Source organism: Anaerobacillus alkalidiazotrophicus (genome assembly GCF_001866055.1).
In genome coordinates, this window is record NZ_MLQS01000035.1 from 42,000 (window position 1) to 64,088 (window position 22,089).

At 35.1% G+C, this 22,089-nt stretch carries 22 protein-coding genes, 1 pseudogene and 1 riboswitch; of the genes and pseudogenes, 19 read left to right on the forward strand and 4 right to left on the reverse strand.

Annotation, left to right across the window (positions count from 1 at the left end; all coding sequences use genetic code 11):
• Positions 1 to 147 precede the first annotated feature (147 nt).
• From BKP45_RS21180 to BKP45_RS21250, 15 genes and pseudogenes are all read left to right on the forward strand, one after another.
• Positions 148 to 1,869 (forward strand): annotated as a pseudogene (locus BKP45_RS21180) (MrcB family domain-containing protein); the annotation flags it as partial.
• Positions 1,838 to 4,294, forward strand: a complete 2,457-nt coding sequence (locus BKP45_RS21185; RefSeq protein ID WP_071391162.1) for a restriction endonuclease-like protein — start codon at positions 1,838 to 1,840, stop codon at positions 4,292 to 4,294. The pseudogene BKP45_RS21180 and the gene BKP45_RS21185, both read left to right, overlap by 32 nt.
• Positions 4,295 to 4,803: 509 nt before the next feature.
• Positions 4,804 to 5,544 carry a CPBP family intramembrane glutamic endopeptidase gene (locus tag BKP45_RS21190; protein ID WP_071391142.1) on the forward strand — a complete coding sequence of 247 codons (741 nt, stop codon included), beginning with the start codon at positions 4,804 to 4,806 and terminating at the stop codon, positions 5,542 to 5,544.
• Between the two features lie 793 nt (positions 5,545 to 6,337).
• Positions 6,338 to 6,934 (forward strand): hypothetical protein, encoded by a 597-nt coding sequence (locus BKP45_RS21195; RefSeq protein WP_071391143.1) that lies wholly within the window; start codon positions 6,338 to 6,340, stop codon positions 6,932 to 6,934.
• Positions 6,935 to 7,420: 486 nt separating this feature from the next.
• Positions 7,421 to 7,693 (forward strand): hypothetical protein, encoded by a 273-nt coding sequence (locus BKP45_RS21200; RefSeq protein ID WP_071391144.1) that lies wholly within the window; start codon positions 7,421 to 7,423, stop codon positions 7,691 to 7,693.
• Between the two features lie 356 nt (positions 7,694 to 8,049).
• A riboswitch (cobalamin riboswitch) is annotated at positions 8,050 to 8,245 on the forward strand.
• Between the two features lie 302 nt (positions 8,246 to 8,547).
• Positions 8,548 to 9,060 (forward strand): ECF transporter S component, encoded by a 513-nt coding sequence (locus BKP45_RS21210; RefSeq protein ID WP_071391146.1) that lies wholly within the window; start codon positions 8,548 to 8,550, stop codon positions 9,058 to 9,060.
• A complete protein-coding gene (locus BKP45_RS21215) occupies positions 9,057 to 9,791 on the forward strand; it encodes a hypothetical protein (RefSeq protein WP_071391147.1) in 735 nt (244 codons plus the stop codon). The genes BKP45_RS21210 and BKP45_RS21215 overlap by 4 nt, the downstream gene beginning before the upstream one ends.
• Before the next feature lie 130 nt (positions 9,792 to 9,921).
• Entirely contained in the window at positions 9,922 to 10,044 is a 123-nt protein-coding gene (gene tnpA / locus BKP45_RS23440) for an IS66 family insertion sequence element accessory protein TnpA (protein WP_281243192.1), read from the forward strand.
• 470 nt (positions 10,045 to 10,514) lie between these two features.
• Positions 10,515 to 10,943, forward strand: coding sequence for a Fe-S cluster assembly sulfur transfer protein SufU (gene sufU, locus BKP45_RS21220; RefSeq protein WP_245747600.1), 429 nt, complete (start codon positions 10,515 to 10,517; stop codon positions 10,941 to 10,943).
• Between the two features lie 29 nt (positions 10,944 to 10,972).
• On the forward strand, positions 10,973 to 11,512 hold the full coding sequence (dcd, locus tag BKP45_RS21225; RefSeq protein WP_071391149.1) for a dCTP deaminase: 540 nt from the start codon (positions 10,973 to 10,975) through the stop codon (positions 11,510 to 11,512).
• Between the two features lie 95 nt (positions 11,513 to 11,607).
• Positions 11,608 to 12,591, forward strand: coding sequence for a CobW family GTP-binding protein (locus BKP45_RS21230; RefSeq protein WP_071391150.1), 984 nt, complete (start codon positions 11,608 to 11,610; stop codon positions 12,589 to 12,591).
• 63 nt (positions 12,592 to 12,654) lie between these two features.
• Entirely contained in the window at positions 12,655 to 12,924 is a 270-nt protein-coding gene (rpsN, locus tag BKP45_RS21235; protein ID WP_071391151.1) for a 30S ribosomal protein S14, read from the forward strand.
• 38 nt (positions 12,925 to 12,962) lie between these two features.
• Positions 12,963 to 14,009, forward strand: coding sequence for a CobW family GTP-binding protein (locus BKP45_RS21240; protein ID WP_071391152.1), 1,047 nt, complete (start codon positions 12,963 to 12,965; stop codon positions 14,007 to 14,009).
• 27 nt (positions 14,010 to 14,036) lie between these two features.
• Positions 14,037 to 15,218 (forward strand): GTP-binding protein, encoded by a 1,182-nt coding sequence (locus BKP45_RS21245; RefSeq protein ID WP_071391153.1) that lies wholly within the window; start codon positions 14,037 to 14,039, stop codon positions 15,216 to 15,218.
• A gap of 158 nt (positions 15,219 to 15,376) precedes the next feature.
• On the forward strand, positions 15,377 to 15,574 hold the full coding sequence (locus BKP45_RS21250) for a hypothetical protein (protein ID WP_071391154.1): 198 nt from the start codon (positions 15,377 to 15,379) through the stop codon (positions 15,572 to 15,574).
• Positions 15,575 to 15,798: 224 nt separating this feature from the next.
• On the opposite strand, the gene BKP45_RS21255 is transcribed toward BKP45_RS21250, so the two are convergent.
• The 4 genes from BKP45_RS21255 to BKP45_RS21265 all read right to left on the reverse strand — a co-directional run bounded on the left by BKP45_RS21255 (position 15,799) and on the right by BKP45_RS21265 (position 19,810).
• Entirely contained in the window at positions 15,799 to 16,983 is a 1,185-nt protein-coding gene (locus BKP45_RS21255) for an aminotransferase-like domain-containing protein (protein ID WP_071391155.1), read from the reverse strand.
• A 21-nt stretch (positions 16,984 to 17,004) separates the two neighbouring features.
• Positions 17,005 to 18,108 (reverse strand): MFS transporter, encoded by a 1,104-nt coding sequence (locus BKP45_RS21260; RefSeq protein ID WP_407639610.1) that lies wholly within the window; start codon positions 18,106 to 18,108, stop codon positions 17,005 to 17,007.
• Between the two features lie 48 nt (positions 18,109 to 18,156).
• Positions 18,157 to 18,309, reverse strand: coding sequence for a hypothetical protein (locus BKP45_RS23630; protein WP_407639611.1), 153 nt, complete (start codon positions 18,307 to 18,309; stop codon positions 18,157 to 18,159).
• 112 nt (positions 18,310 to 18,421) lie between these two features.
• Positions 18,422 to 19,810, reverse strand: a complete 1,389-nt coding sequence (locus BKP45_RS21265) for an aminotransferase-like domain-containing protein (protein WP_071391156.1) — start codon at positions 19,808 to 19,810, stop codon at positions 18,422 to 18,424.
• Between the two features lie 211 nt (positions 19,811 to 20,021).
• On the opposite strand from BKP45_RS21265, the gene BKP45_RS21270 reads away from it, so the two are divergent.
• From BKP45_RS21270 to BKP45_RS21285, 4 genes are all read left to right on the forward strand, one after another.
• A complete protein-coding gene (locus BKP45_RS21270) occupies positions 20,022 to 20,270 on the forward strand; it encodes a hypothetical protein (protein WP_071391157.1) in 249 nt (82 codons plus the stop codon).
• Between the two features lie 244 nt (positions 20,271 to 20,514).
• Complete coding sequence (locus tag BKP45_RS21275; RefSeq protein WP_245747601.1) at positions 20,515 to 20,772, forward strand: DUF4190 domain-containing protein; 258 nt, start codon at positions 20,515 to 20,517, stop codon at positions 20,770 to 20,772.
• A gap of 318 nt (positions 20,773 to 21,090) precedes the next feature.
• A complete protein-coding gene (locus BKP45_RS22770) occupies positions 21,091 to 21,240 on the forward strand; it encodes a hypothetical protein (RefSeq protein ID WP_169824150.1) in 150 nt (49 codons plus the stop codon).
• A 67-nt stretch (positions 21,241 to 21,307) separates the two neighbouring features.
• Positions 21,308 to 21,532, forward strand: coding sequence for a hypothetical protein (locus tag BKP45_RS21285; RefSeq protein ID WP_245747602.1), 225 nt, complete (start codon positions 21,308 to 21,310; stop codon positions 21,530 to 21,532).
• The last annotated feature ends 557 nt before the right edge of the window (positions 21,533 to 22,089 follow it).

Genomic DNA, 22,089 nt, shown 5'->3' on the forward strand with positions numbered 1-22,089 from the left:
AACAACTTGGACGGTAATTTAACCTATTATTCTTTAGGATAACATTACCAATCACTATATTTTTGTTATATAATTCCAATAGGGTGTGCGAGACGGAAGTACTAGATTCTAAAGCATAAAATTTAACCAGTTAAGGAGTCTGTGATTGTGAACAGTAAACTGAAAGAATATTTTTTACAAATTATGAAGGGATATTTAGAAGCGAAGAAGCAGCCATTTGGTGGAAATCCGATGGGCTCGCTTGTTCGAAATGAAGTGACCAATAAAATGAAGTCGCTTCCTTTTATCAGTGATGAATTTATTGTTACTGGTTCTGTCGGTCAAGGGAATTGGGCAGCGATACCTTGGCTTGCGATTATGAATCGTAAAATTACGACCTCAACACAAAGAGGATATTATTTAGTGTATTTGTTCAGTGAGGACATGTCTCAACTTTACTTAACGTTTGCACAAGGGATTACTGAAACATCTCGAGAAGAAATGGAACGAATAAAAGAAGACATTCGTCAAAATATCGAGATGAAGGAACATGTACATAAGGATGATCATATTTATTTAGGGCAATCAAAAAAGGCAAGAGACTATGCGTTTTCTACAGCTGCTTATATTAAATATGAAGTGGACTCGAAGCCGTCTGAAGATCAATTCGTTCAAGATTTACAAGACATGGTTTCTTATTATGAGGCATTTATAAAACTGAATAATCGTACGGTCTATGAAACGGATGAAACAGAGGCAAACGTCATTCATGATTCAACAGAAATGGTATTACCTTTTTCTGAAACAGTCGACCATATTCATTCCTACATCTCTAGTAAAGGCTTCTATTACGAAAAAGAAGAAGTAACAAATTTATTTCTTTCAATAAAAACGAAACCGTTTGTTATTTTATCAGGAATTTCTGGGACTGGAAAAACCAAAATAGTTCAGTGGCTCGCTGAAAGTGTTGGAGCAACAGAAAGAAACGGACAATTTTCCTTAATTCCCGTTCGTCCGGACTGGAGTGATGGCTCGGATCTGTTAGGGTATGTCGATATTAAAGGTGAGTTTAAAAGAGGTCCATTAACGAAAGTCATCATCAATGCCATCGAGCACCCAACACGACCTTATTTTGTTTTATTGGATGAGATGAATTTAGCACGAGTAGAGCATTATTTTAGTGATATTTTAAGTGTTATGGAAAGTCGCAAATGGCAAAACGGTGAATTGGTAACATCTAGACTGTTAAAAGAAGAATTAAGCGACAAAGACTTACATCTACCGGCTAACCTCTATTTGATTGGTACAGTAAATATGGACGAGACAACACATCCATTTAGTAAAAAAGTTCTCGACCGGGCTAATACAATCGAATTTAATCGTATTAAGCTTAATCATTTTCAATTTTTATTAGAAAAAGACCATAAAGAACCAGTCATCGTACATAACGATACATTTATGACGAAATATTTGCATTTAGAGGATGTATTTTTCCAAAATAGAGCTCTTGTTGAAGGAATGACAGAGGAACTAGTCAAAATAAATGATTTTCTTCAACTAATTGGGGCTCATGTAGGATACCGAGTTCGTGATGAAATTTGTTTTTATTTAGCTTATAACGAAGAAGGAAATCTCATGACGACGGAAGACGCTCTTGATCATTGTATTTTACAAAAGATTTTACCGAGAATTTCTGGAAGTGACACTCGTGTAGAGAGAGTACTAAAGGAGTTATATCGATGGTTTACGAATAAGGAGATCGTTGATGGTGATAGCTTTACAGCTGATGATCTTATTTCTGCCAAATATCCTAAAAGTGCAGCAAAAGTTGTAGAAATGGTTAGGAGGTTGGAAGATGATGGGTTTACATCCTTCTGGCTCAGCTCGTGAAGATGTAGAGCTTGTCGTGATCGAAACAAAAGCATGTTCACTCGTGATAAAAGGGAAACCGTATCATCAAAAATATGAAGGTTTACAACAATATAAAAATATGGATTTTCATAATAACATGCAGTTTAACGTAAACGGGAAAGACATTGAAGAGGTAGCCGTATATGATGTGGACGAGAATGTACTCAACACTAAGCAAGAGCTCCGTCCTATTTTTTTCGAAAACAGTGTTTATCAAGTCATCGTTTCACCTAAAGAAAATCATGAACTGTCGTTTTATCATGAACATCCAGCACTTAGAAAGGCTATAGATCGAGTGAACATTGGTTCATCCTATTTGCTAATGGGAAACTTACATTTTCAAAATGATATCGGTTTATCAACATTTGAAATTCATTCTAATCACAAAATGATTTTACAAGTAACGATTGAGGTTTTTCCTTCAAAAATAGACTATAAGCGTGATTATCAAAACCTTTTACTTGAAGTAAATGATGAAATATATAATCTTGCTTATCATTTTTTGAAAAAGACTTATTTAGGTGCAAAAATAAAAGTAGAAGGAGCACCTTCTTTAACAGAATTTTTTCGTTTAATTCGTTTTCATTTCGAAGCGTTTATCGATGCCTTAAACCGAATTGAGCGCCAGCCGCATCATCAGCTAATAAAAATGCATGAAAAAAGAAGAGGGGATCAGTTACAACGGCTTGATTCAAAAGCGAGAAATTACTTGCGTAAGAGAGGGCAGCTCTTTGTAGAGGTTGATAAAGGGATTGAAATGTTTAAGCAGCAGCTAATGCCGGTAGAAGGGTTGAAAATGCGAAAGGCTCTAACCTATGATACATTTGAAAATCGATATGTGAAATGGATGATGGAAAGGTTACTACATAAGTTAGAAGCTTTATATAAAAAGCTAACTACGAAGCGGCACGATGTAGAAGTAGATCCTGATCTGATCGATAAAATAGAGTTGATGAAAAAACGGTTAACGGCAAAAAAGAAAAATCATTTCTGGAAAGAAATCGGCCAGTTGGATCGTTCTGTCATGAGCCTAGTATTACAAATGGCACCTGGTTATCGCGACGCTTTTCAAATTTACTTAACCGTTTCGAAAGGACTAGCGCTTCAAGGTAAGCTCTATCAAATGTCAGTAAAAGATGTAGCAACCTTATATGAATATTGGACGTATTTAAAACTTGGACAAATATTAGCAAAAAAATATGTACAAGTGAGCCAAGATGTTATCAAAGTCAATAGTGACGGGTTATATGTTAACTTAGACGCCAATGCAACAGCGAAAAGAGTCTTTAAACATCCCATTACCGATGAGAAAATTATCCTCACGTATCAAAAGAATGAACGAAATCTTCCAACTGTTCAACAAAAGCCAGATACGATGTTAAGCATTCAGAAAAAAGGCAGGGATTACACCTTTAATTACGTTTTTGATGCAAAATATCGAATTGATTTTGCGGTCACGAATTCATACTACGGAAATCGTTATCAAACCCCTGGTCCATTAGAAGAGGACATTAATACGATGCACAGATACCGGGATTCGATCGTTGTCCAAAATCAAGGTCCTTATGAACGAAATGCCTTCGGTGCGTACGTGTTATTTCCTTGGGGAGATGAAGAGAGCTATCAAGAACATCATTTTTATAAAAGTATTGACCAAGTCAATATCGGTGGCTTACCATTTTTGCCACAAGCAACTGATTTAGTTGAACAATTCGTGGAGCATTTAATTGAGAAAAGCCCTGAAGAAATTCAACAAGAAGGAATTTTACCACGAGGATCAAAAGAAGATTGGCTCTCATCTCTTGAAGAGAAAGTTCTTATTGGTGTTGTATCATCGATCGACCAATACAAAAAATGTATTCAAGAAGGCAACTTTTCTTTATCAACTAACCATATAAAACAAGGGTGGCAATCAGCAAGCTATGTTGCTTTATACGTAAGTAAAGAAGTAGGAATACAAAACGGTGTGATTTGTTATGGGAAAATTAGTGATGTAGTAGTGAATGAAGATCAAATCCATTTTTCCGTCAAATCATGGACAAACCTTAAGCAAGTCATCAAGCCCGTGAACTATGGTATTGCCGTTTATACACTCACTACATTAAGCGTATTAAAAGAAGCAAACGAACTGCCAGAACTATTTATGAAATCCAAACAAGAAATGTCACTCTGGCGAATGCTACGAAGAGTATCCGACCGGATCAAAGTAGAACTAGATGAAAACCAACTAGATAATGCAACGAAAGTGAAAACTTATAAAATTAAAGATGTTGAAATAAAGTTGTATCCGAATGAGAATAAGATTGTTTTTGTAAAAGAGGGCTATTTAAAAGAGGTAGCTTTGGGGGATTTGTTGAAACAACCTTCAAGTGTGTTTAAGGTGTTGTTGGATGTGATGCAGTGATGAACAAGAAACTTTGTTCATCACTGCTTTTTTAAATTTCCTTTTGTGATTTCTGATAAAAAGTAATAGATTTTCTGCAGAAATTTCACGTACCGTATTTGATGAGTAAATTTTATTTTTAATTTTCATTTAGAACAGTGATGAGGAGAATAGCAGATTAGAGAAAGGTTGACAAGTTAAATTTAAGAAAAATAGAGTACATACTCAATACATAGCTTCTATATAAAGCTGAACTTCAATCAGTAGAGGGTTAGCTTCTATCTTTAAGCGTAAACAGTTAGCTAGTGGGCCGTAAATTAAGGTTGAAGGGATTGATCAATTGTGAAACAATCCCGTGAAACAAGATTCTTCGGGGGGTGACAGGCACGAATCCAATCAACTAGTAGTGAGCATTTCTAAACATTAGAAATGGGGGTGTTTTTGGATGTTTTCTAAAAGATTGTTGTTTTTAGTGAAGGTTATTCAAAATAATGGTAAAATCAATAATGTAAAAGAAATGGGGTGAAGAAGTGGAATTTGCATTTTGGTTAGTAATAATCTTTGCATTATTATACGAACCAATTGTTGGTTATTTTGATTTTCGAAAATTCAAATTAGATGTTAAAACAAATGAAAAAGCAAGGATCAAATATTATATCAATTCAATTATAGGTCTATGGGTTCCCACCATTTTTATATTACTCTTAGTTGCATTTACAGACCTAACTTATACGAATATTGGACTAACAATGCCAACTATTAACACCGAAGTATTTGGTCCAGTTATTACCTATTCTGCATTTGGTATTGCTTTACTATATTTATTCGGTATCTTTTACTATTTAATCGGTTATCGTTATAGCGTTAAGATTAGAAATAAATTATTGCAGGTAAAAGAAAAAGAATTGGGTAAAGCAGAATTCTCAGAAATACTTCCTACAACTAAGAAAGAGAAAAAATTGTGGAATTACGTTTCAATTACCGCGGGAGTAACTGAGGAAATTATATATAGAGGATTTCTAATCTTTGCTTTAGCGTTCTTATTTCCTAATTTTTCAATTTGGTTAATTATTCTCTTAGCCTCATTATTGTTTGGTCTCGCTCACACTTATCAGGGCTTGATAACGGGAATATTAAGAACAACAGTTTTAGGAATAATATTTTCCATCCTCTATATTGGTTTAGGGTCAATTTTACCACTCATTGTTTTTCATTTCTTAATAGATTATTTTGCAAAATTTGGCGAAAAAGAAACGGAAAAACAAATATGACTCTGAACGCTTGGAAATTTTTCAAGCGTTTTCATTATACCTTTCTTAGCATTTCAACCGTTGTATAATTTGAATTTTTGCACGCACTAAATAACATTTCTTTTACCTTTTCTTTGAAAGTAACCTTGTTTAATTCGAGCACCACGTTTCTTTGGTTTTCGGTCAATTACATCTATATAAAAAAATAAATTTAGGAAGTGGTGTGGCAAGGATGAATCTTACTAATTTAATACTAGAATATAAAGAACTAATAGAAAAGTCATCAAAATTTAAACAACCCAAAAAAGCTGGTGGTACACCATCTAAATGACTACTATAAAGGATAAAAAGAGAAGGAAGAGGATGGTTCCGTCGCTTTGAATTGTGTACATTTTTTTAAAACGATCAAGTAGTACATGTTCACTCAAGTATTAGTGAATAAAGCAAGAACATGGATTAACCTCTTCATTTGTATTTTTAGGATTGGTGGATTATGTAAGGCATTACGGTAGTAAACCAGTAAGCTATATCTGGCGATTACATGAGGAAATGCCATCTTATCTAGTACCAAGAGCGAATAAGAATATTCTTTGATTCGACAAGTGTCAGCTGTTCTTGTTTCGAAAGAGAACTCGTTCTAGCTTTGCTAGAACATCGGAAATTCAGATGGATTCTCAACTCCACCTGAATGGAAGTTCCCACCTACGCTACGCTTAGAGGTGGGGGGCTATGCGCCTTAAGTACAAATCAGTTTGATTAAAGTGTAAATTTTTAAAAAAAGATAATGTTTAGGAAAGATTTGAGGGGATTACCTATGGTTCAAATGTCAAAAAAACAATATTATTTAGTAGTTTTTCTTTTACTATTTTCTGCTTTCTATGGGTATAAGAAACATAGCGAAGTTAGTCAACAACGAGACTATTTAAACCCGCATTTAATGCAATTGATGCACACAATTCAAAATGAGATTCATACCACTTCAATCATCTTAAAGACATTAATGACTGAAAATCAAATACCATATGCTCAATGGAAACAATTAAAAAATGGTTTTGAAGCCATTGAACATTCTAGTTACGAGATTGAAAAGATGGGTAGAGCAATTTATCCTAACCATGCTCATGGATTAGAAAATGCAACAAAAACCTCGTCTAATTTAATAGTAAATCATTTAATTTATATAGAGGATAATTTCATAGATACAAACATGGATAGAATAGATAAAATAACTTTTCCATTAGAAACTCATTCAATGTTAGAGCTAATCTATGACACTGCTAATCGATGGAATGAAGTATCAAGTCAATATTATGTTACTACCGATATTATTAAGCGAACTTATTGGGTAGATATGATGAAAGAGATACAGGACCCTTCTGTTGTTTTTCAGCATCAATATTCAAGTCAATAGTATTTTATTTACGTAGACAAAACGGAGGGTTAGCTAACAAGCAAAAGGGGGAACCTAGTTCGATCAAATACTGTAAAATGCAAAGGGCATTTCAAGTGACCGTTGAAGCAGTGATGAACAAGAAACCTTGTTCATCACTGCTTCTTTCATTTCCTTTCGTGATTTCTGATAATAAGTAATAGTTTCTCTATAAAATTTCACGTACCGTATTTGATGAGTAAGTTTTATTTTTCATTTTCATTTAGAACAGTGATGAGGAGAATAGCAGATTAGAGAAACGATGATAAGTTATATTTAAGAAAAATTAGCTAGTGGGCCGTAAATTAAGGTTGAATGGATTGATAAAATGTGAAACAATCCCGTGAAACGAGATTCTTCGAGAGGTGACTAGGCACGAATCCAAAATCAAAATCTAAAAATTAATTTAAGGTTCAATGGAAATCACTTACTAGAGTTTGATATAATTTATACAGAGGTGATATTTGAATGAATTCATTAAGTGATCACGCCAAAAAAGAATTATATAATGCTCTTCAAGGAAAAGATTCGGGAAGTTTTGTGATAAATGGGAAACTATTTTCAATTGAAGTAGAAAATGAAGATGTGAAGTTACGTTCTAAATTAAATGAAGATCTATCAAAAGAAATTGATGAGTATCCTGAACTTAAAGCATCATTGTTAAGATATTTAGACAACCCAGATATGAAAAGGTATTCTGGAAGTGAGTTGAAATTTAAACGTAATGGTCAAAGAAAATAGAAGTCAGTTTATTGTGCTATTTACTGAAGAATTTGAATTATGCTTAGATGAAATCCAACAATTTTTTGCGAAAAAGAGTGGGGACGGACCTGTTGCTTCTTTCGTTTTGCTAAACGAAGGAAGCACAGGGACAGTTAGGGTTAAACATATGAATAGATTATTTTATATATTGGCTTAATAATTGGAATTATTTTTACTATATAAGATAATCAGTAACACTGAAAATTTAGAGTAGTTAGTAAAAGTCACTAAAAATAGGTGATAAAACGTTAAAAGCGACATTAAGTAATAAAATCCGTGATTCGATGGCTGAAGTTTAATTGACATATTTCTTAGTTAATACTAGAATATATTTAAACAAATAGACATGAATTGGTGCCCAAATTTTGGGAGAATAGGGAAGTTGAAAAAGCATAATGCTCTGAAACAACGCGGACCCACCACTGTACTCGGGGATGAAACCTCATTATGCCACTGCGATACCGTCAGCAGGAAGGCGAGGGAATAAGATGAACCGAAAGCCAGGAGACCTGCCAATTATGTACGAATTGAGGATGAAGGAAAAGTCTTCAATAAGCATAGCTATGCTTATTGAAGACTTTTTTTGTACTATCAGAAAGCATAAAATTTTATTGATGATAGTATAAGAAAAGCTAAGGCTTTCGCCATTAAGACCTGGCGATAAGCCAAGTTTTTCTAATACGTTAAGATGTATAAATTTTTAGCAAAGTAGCTAATCGACGATGTTAAAAATTTAAAGTCTTAAGTATAAGTGCAACTAAGGATCAGCCGGTTCCCAAAGGTTTGGTTTTGCCAAGTTTTCTATTTGTAAAAAATTTGAGGGGGAAAATTTTATGTTAAAAGTTGAGAAAGGTGTTAAAACAAGCAGATTAGAAATAAGAAAGATATCTATATTAGGAATCTTTATCGCCATATCTGTAGTGGGGAGCTTTATTAAAATCCCAAGCCCATTTGGGACAGTAGCTTTTGATTCAGCGCCAGCGTTTCTAGCAGCACTTCTTTTAGGTCCAACTAGCGGGGCGCTTGTGGGTTTTATGGGGCATATATTAACGTCGTTAAATGTAGGGTTTCCTTTATCAATCCCAATTCATCTATTTATTAGTCTGGAAATGGCTTTTGTCTGCGCTGTAGTTGGGATCATCTATAAAAAAGGATTTTTAATACCAGCTCTCATGGTTGGCGTTCTTTTAAATGGGGTTGTACTACCGGCGTCATTCATTCTTATTCCACAATTTGGTGTTTCCTTTTTTGTGGCAATGATTATTCCATTAGTCATAGGCTCAGCATTAAATCTGATTGTATCAGGCACGTTAGTTCGATACTTGAAAGGGAGAATTAAGATTTGAATATTAGTAGATATCGAGATTTAACCATTTTAGATGACTGTGAAAAAAAACTAGTCATAGCTTGCGATTCTTCAGGAGCTATTGGCCCTAAAGAATTAGACGTAGTAAAAGTTGACGGGCGTATTTTAGGAAGATTTACTAGTCGAGTTGTGCTTATGGAGCTAATTTCTGTAGGGGCCAAGCCTATCGCAATTATTGATACGTTAGCTGTAGAAATGAATCCCACTGGGAGAGAAATTATTGCAGGTATTATAGAAGAAAGTAGTTTAATCGGATTAAAATCTGAAGAAATCCTAAATGGAAGCACTGAAGAAAATGTACCTGTTCAACAAACGGGGATTGGGATTACAGGTATTGGTCAAGCGCAAAAATTGCATTGTCAAAGTTTTGCTGGTGATATTGTACTTTGTTTAGGTATACCTAAGGTAGGTCATGAGGTTAGGTTAGATGACCCTGAAATAGCTGATTTGCTTGCTATCCAAAGGTTACGACAGATAAAAGAAGTACATGAAATTGTTCCAGTTGGTTCAAAAGGGATTGCCTATGAAGTTAATGAATTGAAAAAGCGAAACCAACTTTTAATGGAGGAAATTAAATCAAATCTAGATATCCATAAAACTTCTGGTCCGGCAACCTGTGTTATTTTTACAGTTAAGCCAACGATTATAAAGAAACTAGATAAGTTATTTTCACAACAAATAAACATTCTTGGAACCTTGAAAAATAGTTAGTTAATTATTAAAAATTGATAAACTGGGGAAAATAGTGAGGTAAAGGTAAGCGTCAAACTGTCCCTACCTTCTAACCATATTTTGTTTATGCGATAATTTTCTCATAACAATTTGTTGAGGAGGTTTTGCTATGTCAAAAGAAGAAATGGAAGAACTTAGAGAACAATGGAGGGCTCGAGTGGCAGATTTTCGAAAAAATGGTCAAAGCATGAGTAGATGGTGTAACGAAAACGATTTAAAAGTTCATCAATGACGATATTGGTTAAAAAAATATGATCCAAACATTAAACCGGTATACCACAATTGAAAAACCCTATTAAGTCAATGTTTTGTTCATATGCATTGGCTTTTTTCTTTGTCTTTAACATGGCAAAGTGAAATACTAATCGTATGGACAACAATATACGATTAATAAATACCTTTAAGGCTAATATATTTTAAAGGAGACGATTTAAAATGGATAAAGTAAAGGTAATGAAAGAGAGTGTGGTTTTGTAGAATATCGTAATTGGGTATTAGTAAATTATTTTCTAGAGACGGGAAATGGCTAAATACTGTATTAAATTTAAAGGTTAATGATATTGACCTCGAAAACGGTTTGGTAGTATTGCCAACTACCAAAAACAAAAAATACAATTGGGTTTTGTTTACATCCATTTATAATTGAGTTATGATTCATAGTAAAACGTAATAATTATGATTTATACAAAGGAGGGAGACGTTTTGTTAGACCAAATCTATCGACAGCTAGTAGTTGATCATGCGAAAAATCGTCGTAACCATAAACGCTTAGATGGGCCTGAGGTAAAACACATTCATTATAAAAATCCCACCTGTGGTGACGTTATGACTTTATTTATATTGGTAACCGATCAACGGATCGAAGACATCTCCTTTGTAGGAGAAGGCTGTAGTATTAGTATGGCTTCAGCCTCAATCATGACTGAACTGTTAAAGGGAACTGAACTTGACGAGGTATTAAAACTACGCGAAGGAATGGAAAGAATGATCCGTCATGGAGAAGTTCCTTTTGATTGTGATTTAGGCGATGCCCTGGCATTAGAAGGAGTTCATAAGTTAAGAGCACGACATAATTGTGCTTTAATGGGTTGGCAGGCCTTGGATCGCGTGCTTGATTTGAATAAAGACTAAAAATTCCAGTGAGAAATGAGGAGAAAGATTTGATTTTAACAGGAAAAACAATTGATGAAAAGGTAAAAAACAAAGAACTAGTGATTGAGCCAATATCTTCACAACAATTTCAACCAGCTTCTGTAGACTTACGACTAGGTGATCACTTTTTAACGATTGACGAACACAGTAACGGCATCTTGTCTTTAGATAAACAGGCAACGTACCGCGAAATTGTTGCACAAAACGGAACTATCGTACTTCCACCACGATCTTTTTTACTAGCCACAACTCTTGAGACAATTGAACTTCCGAACCGTTTAACTGCATTTGTGGAAGGGCGTAGTTCAATCGGTCGCTTAGGTTTGTTTATTCAAAATGCTGGGTGGGTCGACCCAGGTTTTAAAGGACAAATTACCTTAGAATTATTTAATGCCAATAGTTTACCGATTGAGTTAACTGTTGGAAGGAGAATTTGCCAGTTAGTGATTGCTGAAGTAAATGAAGAGGCAGAGGGCTATGTAGGAAAATATTTAAACCAAAGAGGCGCAACTCATAGTCGGATCTATAAAGATATAGAAGTTAAATAACTTATTTTCTGAATAACCAGTATCACTATTGGTAATAATTTCTTATGTAAATCGAAATGGTTACGGTTTGAAAAATGATTGTTGGAGGATAAGTAATGCTGGATAGTACACAAAGGAAAATCCCAGTAACGATATTAACAGGTTATTTAGGTGCTGGGAAAACGACACTACTAAATCGAATATTAACTGAAAAGCACAACGAAAAAGTCGCCATTATCGTCAATGAATTTGGTGAAGTAGGAATTGATAATCAATTAGTTGTTAATTCCGAGGAAGAAATTGTAGAAATGAACAATGGTTGTATTTGTTGTACGGTACGAGGCGATTTAATTCGTATTTTAAAGACACTTATTTATTCAATGGAAAAGGGGAATGTAAATTTTAACCATGTTCTTATTGAGACGACAGGCTTAGCAGACCCAGCTCCTGTAGCACAAACCTTTTTTATGGATCAAGCTATCGCTGAAAAATTTGAAGTAGATAGTATTGTTACAGTCGTAGATAGTAAACATGTAACGAAGCATTTTAACACAAAGGATGAAGCACAAGAACAAATTGCTTTTGCAGATATTATTATTATTAATAAGACAGACTTAGTTACTGAAACTGAATTGACTGAGATAGAAATAAGAATTACAAGCATGAATCCAACAGCCCGAAGAATTCACGCCCAAAATTGTAATGTAAACCTTAAAGATATCTTAGGAATCCATTCATTTGACCTAAATTTAAAGCTTAAAGTAAATCCACGTTTTTTAGATGATCACCACCATCATCACCATAATAAAGTAACTTCAGTTGCTTTTGTAGAAGAGCGTCCACTAGATATGAGAAAAGTTGATGAATGGATGAGTTATTTAATTCAACATAAAGGAGAAGATCTGCTACGTTATAAAGGTATTCTTTATGTGCATAATTCAAAGCAGCGTATTGTCTTCCAAGGGATCCATATGTTATTCGCAGGAAAGGCCGATCGAACATGGCGTTCAGATGAAAAGAAAGTTACCCAACTAGTGTTTATAGGAAAAAACTTAGATAAAGTTGAACTGCAAAGACAATTCGAAAATTGTATTGCTTAAAACTTTACTTTTACAACTAAAAAGAGTAATGATAACGATTATCGGTAATCAGGAGGAACTGAAATGGCAAAAAAATCGAAAATTGCGAAAGAAAAAAAGCGTCAAGAACTTGTTGCTAAATATGCACAGTTACGTCGTGAATTAAAAGAAAAAGGCGATTATGAAGCGCTACGAAAACTACCTCGTGACTCTTCTCCAACACGTTTGGCTAGAAGGTGTGAAGCAACAGGGCGACCTAGAGGTGTTTTAAGAAAGTTTAAATTGTCTCGTATTAAGTTTCGTGAGTTAGCCCATAAAGGCCAAATTCCAGGCGTTAAAAAATCAAGTTGGTAAAGGTAATTTTTTACTTAGGTAACTAGAGGTGAAATAGCATGAGTATTCCAGTCGTTCTTGTTAGTGGTTATTTGGGTAGTGGGAAAACCACGATCATTAATCAGTTCATTGCTTCTGCTCGTAAAAAAGCAGCTGTGATTAGCTATACCCCAACTAACATTACTGTAGTTGAGCAAATCCACGATGTCAGAAAAAGAAAATCAATTCTACATGAATGTTTATTCTTGAAGCATTCCAGTACCATTCAACAATTAGAGACTAGCCTAGAAGAGTTAATTGAAAAAGAGCGAGTTGAAGTTGTATTTGTCGAATTAGGTGCGACTGTTAATCCTCATGTTATAGCAGATGAACTTTCTAGTTCAAGGCAATCGTTGTTTGAGCTAAAAAACATGATTACAATCATCGATGGACAAAATTTTTGGCTAGATTTCACATCAGATACTGAACTTTATGTTCATGATGCTGATGGCTATGACAAAGAAGCAGTCGCTGATATAGTCGTTAGTCAAATTGAATTTTGTAATTGTCTGGTTGTTAACAAAAGTAATGGCATAAGCAGAGAAAGCCTTCGTGAGCTTAAATGGGTATTAGAAAAATTACAACCAACAGCAGAAATAGTGGAACTTGAAAAAATAACAAAGCTCAAAGAACTGTTAAATAATAATCCGTTTAATTTAACAAAAACAAAATTTTCAGCTGGGTGGATGAAAGAATTAAATCAAAAGCAAAACCGCTTTCAACTTATTGGTGAATATGGGATAGGTTCTTTTGTTTATGAAAGAACTGTTCCTTTTCATCCAGAGCGCTTTCAGAAGTGGTTTTTGCAATATCCACCAGAAGTGATAAGGACAAAAGGTATTGTCTGGGCGTTATCTGATCTTACAACACCGTTATTATTGTCGCAAGCAGGTCCTTCGTTAACGTTAGAAGAAGGCAGTTGCTGGGAAAGTTTACCCAAAAAGTCGCGATTAGTTTTTATCGGAATTGATATTAACCGCGAACAAATTGTCGCGCAATTAGATCGATGTTTAGTAACAGAACAAGAATTTCAACACCCTGGTGTACATGATCGAAGCTTAATATAATCATCTTAGAAAGAGTAGGCGTATAAAATGACAACAAAAATTCCTGTAACAGTGTTAAGTGGCTATTTAGGATCTGGAAAAACAACATTATTAAATCATATTTTAAAAAATCGTCAAGGCTTGCGAGTAGCCGTGATTGTGAATGATATGAGCGAAATTAATGTTGATGCAGATCTAATTGAAAAGGGAGGTTTTAAGAGAACGGAAGAGAAACTCGTAGAAATGTCTAATGGGTGCATTTGCTGTACGCTTCGTGAAGACCTCCTTTTAGAAGTTGAAAAACTAGCAAAACAAGGGGATATTGACTATATCGTTATTGAATCTACTGGAATATCAGAGCCAGTTCCAGTTGCTCAAACCTTTTCATATATTGACGAAGAAATGGGTATTGATTTAACGAAATATTGTAAGCTGGATACAATGGTAACGGTGGTAGATGCGAACCGTTTTTGGCATGATTTTGAAAGTGGTGAAACGCTCCTCGAAAGACAACAAGCGCTAGGAGAAGATGATACTCGTGATGTTGTAAATCTATTAATTGACCAAGTCGAGTTTTGTAATATCCTAATTTTGAATAAATGTGACATGTTAAGTGAAGAAGCGCTAAAGCAGCTAGAAGGAGTACTTAAAAAGATACAACCTGAAGCAAAGTTGATTAAAACAGAGTATAGTAACGTAGACCTTAACGAGATTATAAACACGAATTTATTTGATTTTGATAAAGCTAGCATGTCGGCAGGCTGGCTTAAAGAATTAGAGAACGGTGAACATACACCAGAAACAGAAGAATATGGTATTAGTTCGTTTGTTTACCGTCGGACATTACCATTTCATTCGGAGCGCTTTCTTCGTTGGTCTGATGATTTTCCTGATGAAATAGTTAGAGCGAAAGGAATTGTTTGGTGTGCATCAAGAAACAACTTAGCCATTCTTTTATCACAAGCAGGTCCCTCAAAATCATTAGATCCTGTTTCATATTGGGTAGCTTCATTACCGAAAGCAGAACAGCAAAGTATATTACAAGATAATCAACACTTATTAGAAACTTGGGATCCAGAGTTTGGCGACCGAAAAACAGAACTTGTCTTTATTGGAATTGATATGGATAAAGACAAGATAACGAGGGAATTAGATCGTTGTTTAATTACTCCTGAGGAGTACGATCAAGATTGGTCTTTATTTGCTGATCCATTTCCTTGGAAAGTATAAGCAAATAATTTAGGGGAAGAATGGGGACGGACCTGTTGCTTCTTCCTTTGCTAAACGAAGGAAGCACGAATAGATATTTTATATATTGGCTTAATAATTGGAATTATTTTCACTTTATTTTTCTTAAAACCTTTAACGGAAAAAAAGGAGGGTGAACGGTGAAAGTAAGCAAAAACCAATTATTTGAAATGGCACAGATGTTTTTAAATGAAGGAGAATTAGAGGAGTTTGTAGTATTATATTCAAAACGGAATTCTAGGCGTCCTTCTATACGATTAGAGGCAGAGTTAAAACTTTACCGTTACCTTGAAAAGATACAAAAGGAAATGGAAGATAAAATGAAGACGTTTGCATAAAAGGTTAGCTAATCAGTGGCTAATCTTTTTTGTCTTAAAACGTAAGAAGACTGGAGAGAGGCGACCTACTTAACATGGAGATCGTTCGTCATGTATTAATGTCGTTTGACAGAATTCTTTTTGAAAGTAAATTAGCAGAAAACATGCCTGAACTATAAAGACTTGCATATTTTCTGCTAATTAAGATTTTACGAAAACACCAGTTATTGTAGTAACGGTTCAATTCACATTACTTTTTCTACCCTACGTAGAACTTCAGAAAGACGCATCATTCCGAGTTTTATATTTTCAGGAGTGGAATGGGTAAAATTCAAACGGAACGTATTTTTTTGAGGATTATCAACATAAAAAGCTGATCCAGGAACATATGCCACACCATTATTGACGGCTTCATGGAGCAAACTTGTCATATCTAAATGTTTATCAGCTTTAACCCAGATGAACATTCCTCCTTTTGGTTCTGTAAAGCTAAAACTTTCTAGGGTATTTAAATAATTACGCATGACATTCATACGCTGATAATATTCCCGGCTAAGAAGAGCGATGTGCCTGTTTAGATCAAAATCACGCATTAAGAAATAGAGGGCTTGTTGGTCTATGGAACTTGAATGAAGGTCAGATGCTTGTTTTGCTTGTGCCATCATACGGATCACTTCTTTAGGTCCCGTGATCCAACCACTACGAAGAGCCGGAACAACAGTTTTAGAAAATGTACTGGTATATAATACATGAGTTCGTTCTTGATCTAAACTAGCAAGAGATTGGTAGGTTTCCCTATCTTCGAACTGGATTTCACTATACGGGTCATCCTCAAAAACTAGGACATTATATTTTTTAGCTAATTCAACAATAGCTATCCTACGTTCCTGACTCCAAGCCTTTCCTTCAGGATTTGAAAAAGTAGGAACTACATAGATGAATTTTGGCTTCAACATCTTAATTTTATTTTCTAAATCTTGTGGGTCCATGCCATAATCATCCCCTTGAACGGCGCAAACCTGTCCTTCATAGGCCTTAAATACTTGCAAAGCGGCTAGATATGTCGGATTTTCAGTCAGCACTATATCACTAGGTGAAAGCATAACTTTACTGAAAAGATCAATCGCCTGCTGTGATCCTGTCGTCATCAGGATGGTTTCTGGTTCTGAGTAAATCCCTTTCGTCTTCATCCTTTCTTTGAGCAAAACACGCAGGGGCAAATAACCTTCCGTACCTCCATACTGTAATGCACCCGTGCCAGATGCAAAGACTTTCTCATATGCTAACTGAACTTGTTCTAAAGGAAAGAATTCCTCTGAAGGAAGTCCACCTGCAAAGGAAATGACATTTCCTTTTTGAATAACGGTTAGAATATCTCGAACGGCTGATGATGTGAAATTTCTAGTCCTATCTGCAAAAGCGTAATTCATAATTTCTTTCCCCCTAAATAATTAGTGAAATTTAGTAGACTTACTAGCGGCCCAAATAACTATTGGAATAAGGAGTAATGAAAGCACAGCACCAGCAATTGAAAGAGTTGCATAACTAGAATATGCGACAATCATTCCAGATAAGCCTCCTCCTAATGCTCCTGACAAAGCGACCAAAACATCTACAGAACCCTGTGTCTTAGCCCGAGTAGAGGCTGGAGTTGAATCTATTAGGATAGCTGTGCCACTAATTAAACCAAAATTCCATCCAAGTCCAAGTAAAGCAAGTGCTGTAATGAGTACTGCCATCGAAACAGCAGATTCCATAGCAGCTAGAATGCCAGAAGCAAGTAGCGTAATGGCAGAAACAATGGCCATCGTAGCACGGCCAACTTTATCAACAAGAAAACCAGTGACTAAAGAAGGCAAAAACATAGCGCCTATATGAAATCCAATCACAAGTCCTACTTCATTTAAACCATGTCCATGGTGTCCCATATGTATGGGTGTCATCGTCATTATTGCCATCATCACAAATTGAGTTAGAACCATTACTGATGCTCCTGCAAAAATGCCTCGCCTGTTTATCGATAACAATTTAGGATTTTCTCCAAAAAGTAAATGACTGGTTGTTCTTTCGGCATCTGATATTGCTATTGCCACAATAAAGGGATCAGGCCGAAGGAAAATGAATAGAACGGAACCAGCAAGTATGTACGCTGTAGCAGCTAATATAAATGGACCAGCTAAAGCAGGAATTCCTATGGATATCGCAATCTCACCCATTACATCCACCAGGTTTGGACCTGCAACAGCACCGAATGTCGTTGAAACCATGGCTATACTAATAGCTTTTGCTCTTTGTGTTGAGTTTGCCAAGTCAGTTCCTGCGTAGCGTGCTTGTAGGTTTGTAGCTGTTCCAGCCCCGTAGATAAAAAGTGAAGTAAATAAAAATAGAATGCTATTCATTAATGCGGAAATAACTACTCCAATGGCACCGATACCTCCAGCGAAAAATCCTAACGCAAGTCCAAAACGACGCCCAAACGTTTGAGAAAATCGTCCCACAAGTAGTGCTGCCTCTGCTGACCCTAAAGTAAATAACGCTGTAGGAATTCCTGTCACACTATCTGTACCTAACATCTCTTGGGCTAGAAGTGCCCCTACCGTTATTCAAGCTGCAAGTCCTACCCCTCCAAAAATTTGGGATATGACAACAACCATTAATGTTCTTTTATATAGTTGTTGTTGTTTTTCTGGAGAACTAATGTAGCGTTGTAAACAAGCCGAATGGACGTCTAAATTTTTTTCGTTATCTTGTAACACATTCTAACCTACCTTTCTAGAAAGCTAATTCTATTTTATTTACTAACTAGTTTGAATCATCATATCACGCGCAAAAAAGCCATACAATATTATAATTGTATGGCGAACAATATTAGGTAAGATCGTTTAATAATCGTTTAATGATCATCAATCCCCGCTCAAGCTCTTCCAACGTTTCTGGTGCACAAACAGAAACCCTTACAGCACGCTCTGGACAACTATTTCCAACTACAAAACGTTCAGCCGCATAGACTTGTACCCCTTGCTGTGCAGCTAATCTTTCAAATTCAGCACCTGTCATCTTTCCTGGTAATAGCAGCCAACGGAAGATTCCTGTTTCATCACCTAAACACGTATAGTCTGCCAAATATCGATTGACAGTTTGGTTTCTTCGAATAGCTTGTTGCCTATGACCCTCAATTAACTCTTCAAATTGATTCGATACAATCATACGTGCTGCCAGTTCTGCTAGTAACGGGGAAACGGATATATTTAAATTATAAAGTGCCTTTGAAATTGATTCTTTAAATTGACTCGGAACTGCTACATAGGCTAGTCGTAAACCAGGTGCTAATGATTTCGATAAACTCGCAATGTAGATGACCTGTTCTGGTGCAAATGATGCGACTGCTGGAAGTGGTTTTTCGCATAAGAGATGATACGACGCATCTTCAATAATGAACTGATGATATTTTTTGGCAATTGCTGCAATCATTTTTCGATTCTCGACCGACATAAAAGAAGCAGTCGGATTATGATAATCTGGAATCAAGTAAATACCTTTAATATTTTCATTTTTACACGCATATTCAAAAGACGTTGGACTCATTTCATAATTCTCAGACTTTATCGGTACGATTTGTACATTAAGCATCGCTGCAACAGTTTTTAAGCCAGGGTACGTATGCTGGTCAACACCAATGCGATCGCCAGGCTTACAAAGACTTGCTAGTGTAGCAGCAATCGCATTTTGACCCCCATTTGCAAATAAAATATGTTCAACGGTTGTTTCAAGCCCACCTCTACGAATCAACTTTATAGCTGCATCCTTTTGCCAAAGGCTTTCGCCTGCTCGACCATAACCGAACCATTTTTCAAAATCAGTTTCTTGTAGCATACTTTTTAGTTGGAGTAATAATGGCTCGAAAGAATCATTATCTGGTAGTGTTGCTCCCATTTCAATTAAATGCCTTGGCTTTATATCTTCAAGTAAATACGCATTCGATAAAGCATCATACGATACAAATGTACCACTTCCAACAGTTGCACTTAACAAGCCCTTTAACTCACACACTTTTAATGCTTTTGAAATGGTACTCAAATTTATATCTAGATAATCGGCCAGTTCTCGCTGTGGAGGGAGTTTTGTTCCAGGTAATAAAAATCCGTTTAAAATATCTTGTTCCAATTGCCCTGCAAGTGCTTGATAAATAGGCTTTTGGGTTTTATCAATTGACGGCTTCCAGCTCATCGGATAATTTTCAAAAGAATTAATCGGCATGATACACATCCTTTTTCATATTGCTAGTTTTTTAAAAGCTGTTTTCTTAATTATAACCTGTGGACTATTCATTGCTCGATGTTTTCTTAGGGAATAGAGGAGGGAACAGAGGGAAAGGAACCTTGTTCCACCAAATTTTGTAAATAAGAGGAAACAAGGACGCAGGTCTTTGTCCTACTAAATTATTGTGTCCCATGGGCAAGTGGAACAGATGATTGATAAAATGGGTATGACGGGAGTGATTAACGAGGAAAGTGTAATTAAAGAAGGATATATCAATGATTACGTATCAGTTGAAAACTATAAAGTAGATGATAACTTCCTGCTCGTCTTTCGGGTGGAACTACACGATGCAAACTATGAAAATAACATTAGTCATCTAATTATCGAATACAAAAACCTTAGCTTTCGACAACTGCAAACTCTTGAATTCGAAGGCTTTTTCAAGGAATTAGAATAAGTTTCAGTATAGTTATATTGAAGTAACGGAGAGCTTTAACAAAAATTTGGAATGATGAACCTGGTTACCTTTTTTAACCAGTTTTTTTATTTAGAGTTAAAAATTACCTATTCGCATTTAGTAGATAGTGTTAAAATCTACTTATTCAAGTAACGAAGCATTTACTGCTATAAGAGGATTACATAATATGGTAATGTTAATTCGGATTCTATTAAATTTTTTTGTGAAAGGGGGAAGAAAATCTGTGGTTGAAAAGCTAAAAACAAATAGCAAAGCTGTTGTATCTTTAACGCTCGGTATTTTATCTATTTTGATACCTGCAATGGGAATGCTTCTTGGTATTATAGGGATTATTTTTTCAAAAATAGCAAAAGAAGAAATCGAAAACACAAATGAGGCAGGTAGCGGTCTTGCTACATCGGGAATGGTTTGTAGTATTGTAGGTGCAGTGATACAACTATTCTTGGTATTAGTAGGTATTCTATCATTTCATTCAATATAGATAAAACCTATTAAACAAAACGGAAGCAAGAGTTGAATAAAAGAAATAAGAAGGCAAAAGACTTACATGACGAGTAATCTTATATTTAACGAATGCGATAGCTGAACAAGGGCTGTCGCTTTTCAACTATTGAATAGTTCAATAAAGAAAATTCAATATAAGTCTTATTTTGAATAAACTAAAATGCTACTAAAATAATAAAAATATATACTAATTTTATGGGATGTGAACTTCTGTATAATGAAATATCTATATCTAATTTCTAATAGTATAGGCATACTTTTGATTGGTATTGCCCTATGGAGATTTAGGAAAACATTGAGAAGGCATAATATAGCAAGTAATGATGAGCAGTTATCAAATGATGGAAAAAAGGAGCAGAATAAAAGCATTATTATTTTGCTTATTGGGGTTTCGATTATTTTTATAACACAATTGGTAATAGGGATCTTTATCATTCTAAAATAAAACGATGACATTGTGAAAAATTACACTTAAACAAACGGGAGCTTTAACTGAATAGGAATTAAAACAATTGTTAGTTGAGGGGATGTGTTTATATGGGGGGGTAGTTATTATTCTTCCTTTTATTTCAGTTATGATTGGCTTATATTTTATTACATTAGGTCTTTGGGAATTAAGAGAAGGTGTAAATAGAAATCAGTATGTAAAATACATGTTTACTGGCTTATTTTTGACTCTTATTTTAACGCCGTTACTTGGTCTTATTGGGAACTTTTTAAATTTCCAACTCGGATAATCACTAAGAATGTGAAAGATAACACTTAAAGTAACGGAAGCATTAGTTACACAATGGGAAAACAGGATAAAAACGCACAGATGTGCGTTTTTATCCTGTTTTCTTTATTATTGCACTAATATTATGCTAACGGACACAGGAGACCTTAATTTACCGATTTGATTGAATAATTCGAGCTATCGGACATGAGGTACGTTATTTCATGAAAATCTACTATATTTGGTGCTAAATTAAGTATATAACGAACCTGATGTCCGTTACTCCTTTTATAATACTCCTTTGTTCACAAATAACGGCTCTCTTGTCAGATAAAATGGACCCTGTAAAATAGACAGTTTAAAAAAAGAGGCTTGTCCTTGAATTTTTTTACTGACTCTGTTTTGCAGGGTCTTTTTTTTGTTATAGTTTAATTATTCAAACAGGTGAGGTTGTAAAATGGGGAAAAACAAATTTTCAGAAGAACAACAAAATCAACTACGGTCCAATCCTTTGATCGAGAAAGTAAGTGAAACAAATATTTCTTACACAAAAGAATTTAAAGAACGTTTTTATCAGGA